Source organism: Streptomyces sp. WAC 06738 (assembly GCF_003945505.1).
GTDB lineage: Bacteria > Actinomycetota > Actinomycetes > Streptomycetales > Streptomycetaceae > Streptomyces.
This window is the reverse complement of sequence record NZ_CP029618.1, coordinates 7,676,545-7,690,737: the sequence shown is the minus strand read 5'-3', so window position 1 is coordinate 7,690,737 and position 14,193 is coordinate 7,676,545. Positions and strand designations below refer to the sequence as shown.

At 74.3% G+C, this 14,193-nt stretch carries 10 protein-coding genes; 3 read left to right on the top strand and 7 right to left on the bottom strand.

Translation table 11 applies throughout. The annotated features are described in order from the left end of the window. Positions 1–79: 79 nt before the first annotated feature. Positions 80–328, bottom strand: coding sequence for a DUF397 domain-containing protein (locus tag DMB38_RS33425; RefSeq protein ID WP_125938321.1), 249 nt, complete (start codon positions 326–328; stop codon positions 80–82). 2 nt (positions 329–330) lie between these two features. Continuing rightward, entirely contained in the window at positions 331–1,152 is an 822-nt protein-coding gene (locus tag DMB38_RS33420) for a helix-turn-helix transcriptional regulator (RefSeq protein WP_125939441.1), read from the bottom strand. 323 nt (positions 1,153–1,475) lie between these two features. Between DMB38_RS33420 and DMB38_RS33415 the strand changes: the two genes are divergently transcribed. Then, entirely contained in the window at positions 1,476–1,724 is a 249-nt protein-coding gene (locus tag DMB38_RS33415; protein WP_125938320.1) for a hypothetical protein, read from the top strand. A gap of 83 nt (positions 1,725–1,807) precedes the next feature. On the opposite strand, the gene DMB38_RS33410 is transcribed toward DMB38_RS33415, so the two are convergent. The 3 genes from DMB38_RS33410 to DMB38_RS33400 all read right to left on the bottom strand — a co-directional run bounded on the left by DMB38_RS33410 (position 1,808) and on the right by DMB38_RS33400 (position 3,628). After that, positions 1,808–2,119 carry an L-rhamnose mutarotase gene (locus tag DMB38_RS33410; RefSeq protein ID WP_125938319.1) on the bottom strand — a complete coding sequence of 104 codons (312 nt, stop codon included), beginning with the start codon at positions 2,117–2,119 and terminating at the stop codon, positions 1,808–1,810. Next, positions 2,116–2,877 carry an SDR family oxidoreductase gene (locus DMB38_RS33405; RefSeq protein ID WP_125938318.1) on the bottom strand — a complete coding sequence of 254 codons (762 nt, stop codon included), beginning with the start codon at positions 2,875–2,877 and terminating at the stop codon, positions 2,116–2,118. The genes DMB38_RS33410 and DMB38_RS33405 overlap by 4 nt, the downstream gene beginning before the upstream one ends. A 175-nt stretch (positions 2,878–3,052) precedes the next feature. Further along, entirely contained in the window at positions 3,053–3,628 is a 576-nt protein-coding gene (locus tag DMB38_RS33400) for a TetR family transcriptional regulator (protein WP_240662613.1), read from the bottom strand. A gap of 74 nt (positions 3,629–3,702) precedes the next feature. Here DMB38_RS33400 and DMB38_RS33395 point away from each other — a divergent pair, with 74 nt between their 5' ends. Next, the gene (locus DMB38_RS33395; protein WP_240662612.1) at positions 3,703–5,589 is read left to right on the top strand and encodes an ABC transporter ATP-binding protein; all 1,887 of its coding nucleotides are present in this window, start codon (positions 3,703–3,705) and stop codon (positions 5,587–5,589) included. On the opposite strand, the gene DMB38_RS33390 is transcribed toward DMB38_RS33395, so the two are convergent. Further along, positions 5,574–9,008 carry a S8 family serine peptidase gene (locus DMB38_RS33390; RefSeq protein WP_240662611.1) on the bottom strand — a complete coding sequence of 1,145 codons (3,435 nt, stop codon included), beginning with the start codon at positions 9,006–9,008 and terminating at the stop codon, positions 5,574–5,576. The genes DMB38_RS33395 and DMB38_RS33390 overlap by 16 nt on opposite strands. 129 nt (positions 9,009–9,137) lie before the next feature. On the opposite strand from DMB38_RS33390, the gene DMB38_RS33385 reads away from it, so the two are divergent. Next, positions 9,138–10,154, top strand: coding sequence for a LuxR family transcriptional regulator (locus DMB38_RS33385; RefSeq protein ID WP_125938315.1), 1,017 nt, complete (start codon positions 9,138–9,140; stop codon positions 10,152–10,154). A gap of 198 nt (positions 10,155–10,352) precedes the next feature. Here the strand turns inward: DMB38_RS33385 and DMB38_RS33380 are convergent, their stop codons facing one another. After that, positions 10,353–14,168 (bottom strand): S8 family serine peptidase, encoded by a 3,816-nt coding sequence (locus DMB38_RS33380; RefSeq protein WP_125938314.1) that lies wholly within the window; start codon positions 14,166–14,168, stop codon positions 10,353–10,355. Positions 14,169–14,193 lie beyond the last annotated feature (25 nt).

The window sequence follows — 14,193 nt, the reverse complement described above, 5'->3', positions numbered from 1 at the left end:
GGCCGGTGGGACGGTGCCCACCGCGTCCGCCCGCGATCCGCGCCCGCGGCCGGCGAGTGGCCGGGTGACGGCCGGTCCTTCAGTCGACGAGGTAGTCGGCCTGGCCGTCCTTGGCGCCCTGGAGGAAGGCGACCATCTCTTCCCTGGTGTAGACGAGGGCCGGTCCCGTCGGGTCGGTGGACTGGCGGAGCGCGACGCTGCCGTCGGGCAGGCGCTTGGCCTCGACGCAGCTCCCGCCGTTGGTGCCGCTCCAGGGCTTCTGCCAGCCCTCGGTGCCGAGTTCGGTAGCCGGGATGCCGCTTGTGAAGGTGGGGGGGTCGGCTTGCATGGTCAGTACTCCTTACGCATCTCCACCAGGCGTGACCTGGTCCGGTCCACCGGATCGGCCTGGACGGCCATCCGGTCGAGTGTTTCCAGATACCCGACGACGTCCTCGGGCTGGTCGACGTAGACCGCGCCGGTCAGGTTCTCCGTGTAGACGATGTCGGGCAGTTCGGTGAAGCCGAAGCGGAAGTAGTGGAACGGGCCGAACGCGCCCGGGTGCGGCCCGGCCGAGAACGGCATGATCTGCATCTTCACGTTCGGCAGCTCGATGGCTTCGATCAGCCGGTCTATCTGGGCCCGCATCACCTCGGGACCGCCGACGGGCCGGCGCAGCACCGACTCCTCCAGCACGGCCCACATCGCGGGCGCCCTGGGGGCGGTCAGCAGGTCGGCGCGGGTCGTCCGCAGGGTCACCCGCCGTTCGACGTCCTCGTCCGGGGAGTTGGGAAAGCCGACGCGGAAGAGGGTCCTGGCGTAGTCCGCGGTCTGCAGCAGCCCGGGGACGTAGTGCGGCTCGTAGATGCGGATGACGGTGGCGTCGGTCTCCAGGCTCACGTACGCCCGGAACCAGTCGGGAAGGACGTTGCGGTACTTGTACCACCACCCTGGCTGGTTCGCCTCCTTGGCCATCCGGAGGAAGTCGTCGGTCTCGGCGCCGCTGACGCCGTAGAGGCGCAGCAGCTCGCGCACGTACGGGATACGGAGGCCGACTTCCGCCTTCTCCATCCGCCGCACGGTCAGCGGCGTGACGTCGATGGCGTCCGCGGCCCGGTCGAAGCTGACCTTCGCCTGCTCCCGCAGGTGCCGCAGCCGTTTGCCCAGGACCATGCGGAGCACGGTCGGGGCGCTGCCGCCACCCGAGCGTGTTTCGCTCACGTCCTTGACCTCCCGGCACGGCTACCCCGGGAGTGTGTCACGGACGGCATGACGGTGACAGGGGGTCCGCACACATTCTGAAATTATCAGGGCGATGCTTGCGGACTGCCGTTGTCGACGGCCATAGTGAGGGGACCTGCCGACCACGCCGACCGCGCTCACGCCCCCACCGCGGTCCGGCCGCACGGCAGTTGGCGACTCCAGGGACCCGGTGGCCGACCACCACCGGGAGGGGGCACATCCTCGACCGCGTACGAACCTCCGAGGAGCGCATCGTGAGCAGCAGACTGGGCCTCGGCCTGGGGCACGAACGCCATCCGTTGCTGGGCAAGCTGGTGCTGGACCGTACCTCCGGCCGCACCGGCGTGCTCCGCGCCATCTGCCCCGAACCCGAGACCCACACGGTGTGGTCGACGCCCGTCCTGCGTCAGGTCGCAGGCCCCCGGATGGCATGGCTGGTCCCGGTGGGGGGCGGCGTGGAGTGGACGACGACGCCGGACGCCATCGAGGAGGCGACGGCCTGAGTGCGAGCCCGGGGAGGAGCGCCGGACGGACCCGGCCGCGTGGTGCGGCGCGGCCGGGTCCGCCGTGCGTCGGCGCGAAGGGCTCAGAGTTCCCAGACGACGGGCAGGCCCGCGCTGGTGCCCTCGTCGGTGTAGTCGTGGACCACGTCCAGGAGTTCGGCCATGCGGGCCTGCCAGGCGACGTTCACCGGAAGGTGTTCCAGCTCGGCGAGGAGGCGGGCGTAGTCCTCGCACTCGATGACGTGGAAGAGGTCGGTGCCGCTGCGCCAGATGGTCCAGGAGGTGGCGCCGGCGCCGCGGATGGCCGCCGTCAGCTCCCCGGGGACCTCGCGGTGTGCGGCCTCGTACTCCTCGATGCGGTCGGCGCGGACCTGCGTGCGCAGCGCGATCCTCATGTGCCGGACTCCGGGGCGCGCAGCCGCAGGCCCTGCATGCCGCCGTCGACGGCCAGGGCGGTGCCGGTGACGGAGGCCGCGGCGGGGCTCGCCAGGTAGGCGATGGCGGCGGCGACTTCGTCGGCGGTGACCAGGCGGCCCATGGGCTGGCGGGCGTGGAGCGCGGCGCGTTCGGCGGCGGGGTCGGGGGCCTGGTCCAAGAGCCGGCTCACCCACGGGGTGTCCGCCGTGCCGGGGTTCACGCAGTTGACCCGGATGCCCTCGCGTACGTGGTCGGCGGCCATCGCCAGCGTCAGGGACTGCACGGCGCCCTTGGTGGCGGAGTACAGCGCGCGCTGCGGGAGGCCGGCGGTGGCGGCGACGGAGCAGGTGTTGACGATCGCGGGGTGCGCGGAGCGGCGCAGGTGGCGCAGGGCGGCGCGGGTGGTGCGTACGACGCCCAGCAGGTTGACGTCCAGCACGCGGTGCCACTCGGCGTCGTCGTTGTCCTCGACGGTGCCGACGGCGCCGATGCCGGCGTTGTTCACCAGGACGTCGATGCCGCGCAGTGCGCCGGCCGCGTCGCTGATCGCGGCGGCGACGGAGGCGTCGTCGGAGACGTCCGCGCGGTAGCCGCGCAGAGGCTGGGGTACGCCGTCGGGGTGGAGGTCGAGGACGGCGACCTGGGCGCCGCGCTCGGCGAGCAGCCGCGCGGTGGCCAGCCCGATCCCCGAAGCCCCGCCGGTCACCACGGCCTTGAGCCCGTCGAAGTCCTTCATCCTGGAATGGCCTCCTGTCATCCGACGACTGCCCCGGCGGGCGCCGACCCGTCCGGCACGGCGCACCTGTGCACGCAGCACGATCTGCATATTTACCAGATCGATCGTCGCCTGCGACACCCCGCGGAGTGAAGATCCGTCCACCCGGCGTGAATTGATCGGATCTCTGGCGGGGCTAGGACGGCACGCCCACGGACTTCCGCAGTGTGTAGAGGCAGAGGCTGAGCGCGTTGTGCGTGGTGTCGCCGCCGCGCTTGCGCTGCCACGCGACGTACAGCAGCGACCAGAGGAGCTGGACGATCCAGTCGGTGTCCAGCCGGCCGTCCAGCGTGCCTTCCTCCCGGCCGCGGTCGACGAGCCCGGCCAGCGCCCGGTCCGCCTCCGTCTCCTCGTCCCAGCCGTCCCAGTTCCACGTCCCGGCCAGCGAGTCGTCGAAGGCGATCGCCAGGCTGTCGCCCAGCTCGAAGTATTCCTGGCAGACCCGCTCCAGCGCGGTGAGCGCGGGGCCGTCGTCGGGGCGGGCGCGGTCGGTCGCGGCGGCGATCTTGTCGAGGACGTCCGCGCCGATGGCGGCGACCAGGTCGGAGCGCTCGGCGAAGTAGCGGTGCACCGTGGTGCGCCCGACGCCCGCCGCCGCCGCCACGTCGGCCAGCGAGGCCGTCGGATTCTTGGCGAGCACGGCGATGCCGGCGTCGAGGATGGCGCGCCGTGTGCGGGCCCGCGCGCCGGTGCTGCTCACTGCGGTGTCCATGCCCATACCGTACCGCCACCACCAGAATGGAACTCGCTTGACGAGAATGGAACATCGATGTTCTACTACCGGGCATGAGTGTTCCGGATAGTGTGCGCATCCTCTGGTCGTTCGCCAGGCCCCACCGGCGGGTGCTGGCGCTCGGACTGCTGCTGGCCCTGGCCGGCTCCGCCCTCGGCCTCGCGTCCCCGATGGTGACGAAGTGGGTGCTGGACTCCCTCGCCGACGACGCGTCGCTCGCCGGCCCGGTCGTCACGCTGCTGGTGCTGATGGTCGTCGGCGCGGTGCTCGGGCACCGGCAGTCGGTGCTCCTCGGCGCGGTCGGCGAGCGCGTGGTGCTGGACGCCCGCGAGTCGATGGTGCGCCGCTTCTTCCGGGCCACGGTGCCGGGCGTGACCGCCCGGCCGCCCGGCGAGCTGGTCTCCCGGGCCGTCTCCGACACGACGCTGCTGCACTCGTCGGCCTCGGGCGCGATCGTCGGCCTGGTCAACGGCGTGGTCATGCTGGCCGGCACGCTGGCGATGATGGCCGTGCTGGACCTCGTGCTGCTCGCGACCACGGTCGCGTCGGTGATCGTCGTGGTCGTCCTCTTCGCCGCCCTGATGCCCGGCATCGCGCGGGCCGAGGAGCAGGCGCAGGAGCACGTCGGCAGGCTCGGCGGGCGGCTCGAAGGCGCGCTGCGCGCGGTGCGCACGGTCAAGGCCAGCGGCGCCGAGGAGCGCCAGGCCGACCGGATAGCGCAGGAGGCCAGGTCCGCGGCCGACCACGGGCTCCGGGCGATCCGGCTGGAGGCGGCGGTCTGGGTGATCGCCTGGACGGGCATCGAGCTGGCGATCATCCTGGTCCTCGGCATCGGCGCGTGGCGCGTGGACGCCGGGTCCCTGGAGGTCTCCGGGCTCATCGCCTTCCTGCTCTACGCCTTCGGGCTGATGGGTCCCGTGACCGAGCTGAGCGAGCACACCTCGGAGCTGCAGGCGGGGATCGCCGCGGCCAGGCGCATCCGCGCGGTGGACGAGCTGGCCACCGAGGAGGAGCAGACGGGTGCCGCGGCGGGTGCGCCGGCGAAGCGGGCCGCCGCGCCCCCGGGCGCCGCGGCCGAGCGGGCGGGCGGCCGGTCAGGCGAAGAGGCGCACGGCGGGTGCCGCGGCGGTGCCGTGCTCGAACTGCGGGGCGTCACCGCCGCGTACGAGCCGGGCCCCGACCCCGCGGTGCGCGGCATCGACCTCGCCGTGCCGCGCCGCGGGCACCTCGCCGTCGTCGGCCCCTCCGGCGCCGGCAAGACGACCCTCCTCTCACTGATCCTGCGCTTCCTGGAGCCCCAGGAGGGCGAACTGGCGCTCGACGGGCGGCCGTACGGCGCGCTGAGCCACGCCGCGATCCGCTCCCGGCTGGCGTACGTGGAGCAGGACACCCCGGTCGTCCCCGGCACCATCCGGGACAACCTGCTCTTCTCCCGCCCCGACGCCGGGGAGGAGGACCTGCGCCGCGTGCTGAGCGACGTGCGGCTGGCCGAGAAGGTCGACGGCCTCGACGACGGGCTGGACACCGAGCTCTCCGCCACCGCCGTCTCCGGCGGCGAGCGCCAGCGCATCGCGCTGGCCCGCGCGCTGCTGCGCGACCCCGACGTGCTGCTGCTGGACGAGGCCACCGCCCAGCTCGACGCGCTCACCGAGGCCGCAGTCCACGCGTGCATACGCACCCGGGCGCGGACAGGCGCCGTCGTCACGATCGCCCACCGGCTGTCGACCGTGATCGACGCGGACACCATCGTGGTGATGGAGTCCGGCCGGATCCGCGCCCGGGGCACGCACGACGAACTGCTCGCCGCCGACGCGCTCTACCGCGACCTGGTGGAGGCGCTGCGGATCGCCTCGGCGGGGTCGGGGGCCGCTGCGCCCGCCGGTCACGCAGCGGCCCCCGTCACCGTCGTCGCCCCGGGTGCGCCTCAGCGCACCGGGTAGGCGTCGACGATGGTCTGGTCGACGGTCCGGCCTTCCGCGGCCGAGCCCTCGACGCGTACGGAGACGGAGTCACCCGCGCGCGGCCGCACCCCGGGCGCCGTGGCCAGCACGGAGCCGTCCGGCGCGGGCACGACCACCATCCGGTGCCAGCGGTCGCCGGAGTCCGTGGACACCCACATCCGCAGCGTGCCCTTCTCCTCGCGCAAATCGCTCCGGCTCTCGGAGGAGACCAGCCGGGCCCCCATCATCAGCGGGACACCGGCGCGCAGCGTGCCGTCGTCGCGGGTCGGCGGCCGGTGGTCGACGGTGAGCAGCCGCGGCTTGACGGCCGAGCCGCCGGGCGCGGGCCCGCGGGACGGGAAGGTCCAACTGGTCTCCGTCCGGCTGCCGAGCGGCAGCAGCGCGGTGTCCGGCCGCGACGTGTGCTCCAGACGGTACGTCGCGGGCCCGGACGGCACGTCGAAGAACGCGCTGCCCGGCTGACGCGGCCGGACCTCGGTGCCGTCGCGGTAGAGCCGCAGGCTCTGCTCGCCGAACACGCCGGTCGGCTCTTGCCCGTTGTGCTCGCCGTCGCTGAGGTCGACGGGCACGTTGAGGCTGCCGTCGTAGTGGTTGCCGGCGACCACCGCCGGTGCCAGCCCGCGGAACCACACGGGCGCGCCCTGCTCCCCGCGCTCGTACGGCGCCGTCGGCCCGCACATCGAGAGGCCGCCCGCGGACGGCGCGCGCAGGCAGTGCTGCCAGCGCACCTCCGGTCCCGCGGTGACCAGTTCCGTCCTGCGCCGCGGCACGTCCAGCGGCTCGCTGATTCCGTACGCGGCGTGGATCCGGTCGGTGTAGGCGAAGCGCGTCTCGGCGTACGTGTCGGCACCGCCGCGCAGCGAGCGGTAGTCGGACGTCATCCTGGCGAGGTCGCGGACCTCGGCGCGGGAGACGTCGTAGACCGGCGGGTCGGCGATCTTCTCGCCGCCGAGCACGAGCTCGTAGGCGTCCGCCTGCCGGCCGTGCGCCGGGCCCGTCGCCTTCAGCCGCCAGCGGGTCTCGAACGCCACGGTGCCGCTCTCGACCCCGCCGGTGGGCTGGAGGAACACCCGGCCCTCGGCGACCTCTTCGCCGCCGGCGTAGATGCCGTCGCCGATGCCGCTGCCCCGCTTGGCGTCACCGCGCTGGTAGTGGATGGAGACGTGCTCGACCTCGGTCTGCGCGCCCGCGACCCGCGCGGGCCGCAGTTGCTTCGCCTTGCGGGCGTCGATGGTGTACTCCATGTCCCGGTCGAGCATGACCTCGGGCGAGCCGGCGAAGGCGACCGTGGCCGGGGAGCCGTCGCGCGCCGGGGTCTCGACCTTCGCCATCACGCTGAGCGATCCGGGCAGCAGCCGGGCGGTGCCCTGGCCGTTCCCGTCCAGGTGCACGGACTGGGAGCCGCCGCCGCTGACGGGACGGTAGTCGTCCATGTTGGCGAGCCACACGGTGCCGCCCGCCCAGGGGTCTCCGTTGCGGTCGAGCACGGTGAGCCGGATGTCGTGCCGGGGTGCTTCGAGGTAGGCGTTGAACGGCAGGGTGACGGTGTCGCGGCCGTCGCGCTCCACCACGACCCCGCCGGCGTAGACGCGCGGCGGTGCCGCGCCGGGGTCGAGCCTGGCGGTGATCGTCTCCGTCTCCCCCGGCGCCACGGTGACCTGGGCCGGGCTGACGGTCAGCAGGTCGTCGGGGGCGTCGTCGCCGTAGACGTCGCGGGAGTTGTCGGAGAGGTCCAGGCGCTCGGGCTCGGTGCCGTTGTTGGTGACGGAGAACTCGACGGTGCGCGGCTCGCTGCCGCCGGGGTAGCGGAGGTAGCCGAAGTCGACGTTGCCGCGGTCGAAGGTGAGGGTGTCGGAGAGGGCGCCGGGCACGTCGAGCATGCCCGCGCCCGCGTACTGCGACTGCGTTCTCTCCGCCTCCCCGTCCGCGGTGGTCATGAGGGCGGTCTTCACCCGCTCCCAGCTCCAGTCGGGGTGCTCCTCCAGCAGGAGCGCGGCGGCGCCCGCGACATGCGGCGCGGCCTGGGAGGTGCCGTTCATCGTCGTGTACGGATCCGCCGTGCCGCCGCCGGAGCGGGCGGCGGTGATGCCGGAGCCGGGTGCGATGAGGTCGGGCTTGGCGCGGAACGTGGCGCGCGTCGGCCCGACGCTGGAGTAGAACGCCGTCTTGCCGCTCTCCACCGCGGCGCCGACCGTCAGCGCGCTGCGCGCGATGCCCGGCGACTGGATGGTGCCGCCGAACGGCCCCATGTTGCCCGCCGCCGCGACGAAGAGGGTGCCGGTGTCGGCGGTGAGCGCCTCCAGCGCGAGCGCGACCGGGTCGTCGCTCTCCCCCGGCTGCGCGCCGAGGCTGAGGTTCGCCACCTCGGCGCCCTGCTCGGTGGCCCACTCCATGCCCGCGATGACCCAGGACGACTGCCCCCGGCCCTCGTCGTCCAGCACCCGGGCGTTGAGCAGCCGGGCGCCGTGGGCGACGCCGCGGCGGGCGCCGTCCGCCGCCGCGCCGGTGCCGGCGACGATCGAGGCCACGTGGGTGCCGTGGCCGTCCGGGTCGCCGGTGGAGCCGCTGCCGGTGAAGTCCCGGGCGGCGGCGATCTGTCCGCGCAGGTCGGGGTGGTCGGCGTCGATGCCGGTGTCGAGCACGGCGACGTCCACGCCGGCGCCGCTCAGGCCGCTCTCCCACGCTCCGGGGGCGCCGATCATGCCGAGGTTCCAGTCGAGTTCCGTGGCCCGGACCTCGCGGTCGAGCCATACCTTCGTGACCCCGGCCGCGGCCCGCGGCCCGGCGGGGGCGGTGAGCCGGCCGGCGAAGCCGGCGGCGGCGTCCTTGGGCACGTCGACGGCGGTGGCGCCGATGCTCGGGAGCCTGCGGCTGTCCGCGGCCTCGCCGAGCGCGGCCAGCGGGCGCGGGCCGCGGACGATCAGCGGGAGGGTGTCGGTGGCGGCGTCGTCGTAATCCATCGCGGCCAGCGCGGTGACGTTGAACAGTTCGATGTCGAGGACGCCGGGTACCAGCCGGGCCACGGCGTCGGGGATGACGTACACGTCGGCGCCCTCGTGCAGGGTCGTGAACGACGTGCTCCCCCCGGCGCCTTCCGCGGGGGTCACGGAGACGGTGGGCCGGCCGTCGGAGACGGGGCCGAGGGTGACGGTGTCGCCCGTCACGAGGGTGATTTCGGTGCCCGGTCCGGCCGCCGCCGCGGCGCGGGCATCCGGTTCGGACGGTGCGGCGGTGGAGGCCCCCGGGGCGGCGGTGGTTGCGGTGGCGAATGCCGCGGGGTGTGACACTGACGATTCCGGCAGCGCTGTGGCTAGAGAAGGCACGGAGGCCAGCAACGAGGCGAGGCAGCCGAGCACGGCGGCGCGGACAGGCAGGTAACGCCGGGGCGAACGATGCATGACTTGGGTTGTAACCCGCTCGTCCGGCGCCAAGGAAGCGGTTTCCGTTGGCGACTTGTCGCCATGTCGGCCATTGGTCAGACAGGGCGTACGGCGGCGGGGGCCCGTGCGGAAGGAGCGTGAGAGACGATGCTGGAGCCGGCAGGCGTCGAACCGGCGGAGGAACGGGTGTACCGGCTGCTGGTCGGGCTGCACGGCGCGGACGCGGAGTCCGTGGCCGCGGAGCTGGGCCTCGACCGGCGGCGCGCCGAGTCGCTGCTGACCTCGCTGCAGGACAAGGGACTGGTGAGCGGCCCGGAGCAACGCCCGGGCGGCGGGGGGCACTTCGTGGCCGTGGCGCCGGACGTGGCGCTCGGGCCGCGGCTGCTGCGCGGGCAGGAGGCGCTGGAGCGGGCGAGGCGGGGGGTGACCGAGCTGGCCGAGGAGTTCCGGGCCGGCGGGCGGCGCCGCGACGCGCGGCAGCTCGTCGAGGTCGTCACGGGCGTGGCGGCGATCCGGCAGCAGATACGGGACCTCGCGTACGGCGCGCGTACGGAGGTGCTGGCGCTGTGCAAGGCGGGGCACGTGGCGATGCCGTCGGAGGACAACGACGAGGAGTTCGAGATGCTCGCCAAGGGGGTGCGTTACCGCGTCATCTACGAGCGCGCCCTGCTGGAGGAGCCCGGGATGCTGGGCAACGTCGCCCTGGGCGTCCGGGCGGGCGAGGCGGCGCGGGCGGCGAGCGCGCTGCCGGTGCGGCTGATGATCGCGGACGGGGCGCTGGCGCTCTGCCCGCTGGTGCCGAACGCGGACAGCAGGTTCGGCGAGCCGACGGTGGCGGTGGTACGCAGCAGCGCGCTGCTGGACGCGCTGATCGCGCTCTTCGAGAGCCAGTGGGCGGCGGCGTCACCGCTGCACGTCACCGGGGCGGGCGAGCTGGCCGGGCTCGGCGAGGGCACGGGGGCGGCCGGGCCCGCGCTCGCGGAGGACGAGCGCTATCTGCTGTCGCTGGTGGTGGCCGGGCTGGCGGACAAGGCGATCGCGACCCAGCTCGGCATCAGCCAGCGGACGGTGCAGCGCCGGCTGCGGGACATGATGGGCCGCGTGGGCGCCGACACCCGGGCGCAGTTGGTGTGGCAGGCGGCCCGCCGCGACTGGCTGCCGTGACGGCGGTGGCGAGGACGGCCGTGCCCGGCTGAGCGCGGGCCCGGGACCCGTATCCGTACGGCGGACGCACTTCGGGGTGCGCCCGCCGGGGCACGTGTGCCCGGACGCGGCGGACGCCCCGCCGGGGGACGTCCCGGCAGGACGCGCACCCGCACCGGTGCGGGCGGATCGCTCCGGCCGCACCGGTGACGGAGGGTGTCACTTCAGCGCGTAGGCCCGCTTCACCGTCTGCTCGACGCTGTTGCCCGCGTCGTCCCACGCCTTCACGCGCAGCGAGACGAAGCCGCCGTCGTCACCCACCGAGGGGTGCCGCAGCAAGACCTGGTAGCTGCCGTCCCACCAGGGCATCGCCACGGCGTCCTTCCAGGTGGCGCCGTCGTCGAAGGAGGTGGAGACCTCCATCCCCTTGATGCGCCGCCCGTCGAGCCCGTCCTGGTGCCGCGCCGTGATGCCGAGCGGCACCAGCCGCCCGCCGGGCGCCGCGCCCCGCGCGTCGGTCGGCACGTCGTAGTCCAGCTGCAGCAGCGGCAGCAGGTCCTGCTCGCCCGCCGCGGGGCGGTCGGCCGCGAACGACCAACTGGTGCGCGTGCTCACGCCCGTGCGCCACTCGGGGGTGGTCCTGTCCACCGCGAGGTCGAGGCGGTACGTGCCCTTCCCGCCGGTGCCGCCCGCGGGGAACGCGCCCCAGGCCGTGCGGCCCTCGGCCAGCTTCTCGCCGTCGCGGTAGAGCACCGCCGACGCCTTGTCCGCCGGGGTGCCGTCCCAGTCACCGCCGTCCAGACGGCTGTAGTGGCCCTTCTGGGAGTCGGCGAACTCCGGGATGCGGATGGTGAGCTGGTCTCCCTCGCGGTACGAGGTCAGCCCCTCCACGCCGCGCGGGATCGCGGGCCGCACCACCGGCGCGAACCAGCTCTCCTCGACCCGCTCGCCCGCCCGGTAGCTGCGGGCCTCCTGGATCATGCCTCCGGCCAGCGGGTTGAAGGTGTCGAAGGTGTAGCGGTGGTGGACGTTGTGGCGCCAGAGGGTGTCGCCGGCGCTCACGTACTCGGTGCGCTCGTGCGGGGTGGGCACGTGCCGCTGGTACTGGTTGATGGCCGTCCCCATCCACGGCCGCCAGCCGAAGCGCTGCTCCTTGGTCCAGGGGTTGCCGCCGGAGTCGCCGTAACTGGTCTGCACGGTGGCGGTGTTCGAGCTGTTCACCCGGTGCACCACCTGCTGGGGCACCTGCTGGTTCGCCACCTGCATCACGTCGTACATGTACGGGCTGGCGGGCGTGCCGCGCAGCTCGACGGTCGCCGGACCCCCGGCCGACGCCGCGCGCAGCCGCTCGCCGACGTCGTACCTGACCATCGCGCCGACCGCGGGCAGCCGGTCGCCGCCGGGCCGCCACACGCTCCAGCCGGGCGAGCCCTCCGGGCAGACGACGATGACGTACTTCGCCCCGGCGGCCGCGGCGCGGCGGACCGCGTTCTCGTCCTGCGGGCTCGCGCCGTCGACCAGGACGGCCGAGCGGGCGAGGTCGGCGCCGTCGTCGGCGAGGGCGGCGAAGTCCGCCTCCGTGCCCGCGCCGGCGTCGACCAGGGGAAGCTGCCGGGTGCCGTCCAGGGCCGGGGAGCGGCCCATCAGGCGTACGGCCTCGATGTCGGCGCGGCCCTGCGTCCCGGACCCGCGGACGGTCCCCGTGAGCATCGGGGCCTCCAACTGCCAGCGGGAGGAGACCTCGAAGACGCCCTCGCGGGCCTTGGCGGTCGGCGTCACGTACAGCTTGCGGCCGTCGACGCTGAACTCCATGTGCCCGTGGGAGATGCTGCGGTTGCCGAACTCGCGGTGGCTGTAGAAGCTCATGACGGCTTCCTGCACCGCCGGCTTCGGCGTCTCGATCTTCACCTCGTTGGCCTTGCGGGCGTCGAGCACGACGTCCAGGTCGCCGTCGACCTTGAGCTGCGGGTCGACGATGAGGCTGTCGACGCTGCCGCCCGGGATCTTGTCGGAGACCACCGCGTGCAGGAAGTACTCGCCCTCCGGCACCTCGACGGTGAGCGTCCTGCCGTTCGCGATGTACGTGACGACGTCGTAGCGGTCGTCCTCGCCGAAGAGCGTGACGGGGTTGACGAAGGCGGGCTGCCCCGAGCGGTCGATGCCGCGCAGCGTGACGGTGCGCGTGGGTGCCTCGCGGACGGCGCCGATGGTGGTGTGCACGACGGTGTCGCCCGCGGTGGCGGTCACGTACCCGCCGTAGCGGCCGGGGCGCAGCCCCGCCGGGTCGAGGGTGACCGGGACGGTCGCGGTGCCGCCCGCGGCGATCTCGACGGTGTCGCCGTCCGGCAGCCCCACGGCGTCGGCCGGGACGGGCTCGCCGTTCGCGGCCCGCAGCGAGGCGGCGAGTCCGAGCGTCACGGGCGCGTCGGAGGCGTTGGTGTACGTGACCTCGCGCCGCACCGGCTCGCCGCCCTCGTCGACACCGCCGAAGCCGAGGGTGCCGGTGGCGTACACCTGCTGCGCGTCGGCGCGGGCCGCGTCCACGCGCCCGCCGCCCTGCTCGTAGACCGTCAGGTCGTCGTGGTGCTGCGCGGTGCTGACCAGCGCGTCCTTGAGCTGCTGCGCGGTCCAGTCGGGGTGGCGCTGCGCGATCAGCGCCGCGGCGCCGGCGACGTGCGGCGCGGCCATGGAGGTGCCGGAGGCGGCCGTGTAGAGGTCGTCCACGGGCGTGCCCATGGCGGTGCCGGCCGCGCGGGCGGCGACGATGTCCACGCCGGGCGCGGTGATGTCGGGCTTCACGGCGAGGTCGCCGACGCGCGGGCCGCGGCTGGAGAAGCCGGCCAGCGACTCGTCGCGGTCGACGGCGCCCACGGTGAGCGCGGCGTCGGCGGCGCCGGGCGAGCCGACGGTGGCCGAACTCGGGCCGTTGTTGCCGGCCGAGGCGACGAAGAGGGTGCCGGTCTCGGCGGTCAGCCGGTTGAGGCCGAGGCTCAGCGCGTCGGTGCCGTCGGTGGCCGCGTCGGTGCCGAGGCTCATGTTGACCACGTCGGCCCCGGCGCCCGCGGCCCACTCCATGCCGGCGAGCACCTGCGACTCGGAGCCGAAGCCGTCGTCGCCGAGCACCTTGCCGACCAGCAGCCGGGCGCCGGGCGCGACGCCCTTGCGGGAGCCGCCGGAGCCGGCGCCGGTGCCGGCGACGGTGGCCGCGACGTGCGTGCCGTGGCCGAAGGCGTCGCCGGTGGTGGGGCTGTCGGAGAAGTTGCGGGCCTCGTCGATCTTGCCGGCCAGGTCCGGGTGGTCCGCGTCGACGCCGGTGTCCAGCACGGCGACCTTGACGCCCTTGCCGTCGTGGCCGCCCTGCCACACCTCGGGCGCGCCGATCTGCGCCACGCTGCGGTCGAGCGAGGCGCTGACCTTGCGGTCCAGCCAGATGCGCTCGATGCCGCCGGCGAGCTTCGGCCCGGCTGCCGTCCGGGCGTTCGCGCGGTCGTCGTCGACGGCCTCCCAGAGGCGGTCGGCCTTGTCCTTCCCGGCCTCGACGGCGCGGGCGTTCAGGCTGGGCAGCGCGGGGCCGGTCCTCACCCCCGGAAGTTCCGCGGCGTCGGCGCTGCGGGCGCCCTTCGCGTACGACACGATGAGCGGGATCCGCTTGCTGCGCCCGTCGCCGTAGCCCTGCTCGACCAGTTCCGTGATGTTGAACAGGTCGCGGTCCACGGCGCCGGAGCCGACGTAGGGGACCGCGTCGGTGGGGATGACGTGCAGGTCGCCGTCGATTTCGAGCTGCTCGAAGCCGCCGCCGCCTTCGGCGCCGTCGCGTGGCGTCACGGTGGCGGCCTGCCGGCCGTCGGGGAAACGCTCGAGCCGCACGCGGTCGCCGGTGACGAGCGTGACGGAGCTGAGCGAGGGGCCGGCCGCCCGGTCCGCGACCGTCGCGCCGCCGGGTGAGGCGGCTGCGTGGGTCGCGGAGGGCGCCAGCGTGACCAGGAGCGCGCCCGCGGTGGCGAGCGCCGGCAGCTTTACTCGTCGTAGATGCACGGGGAAAGCTTTCGGTCATGACGGG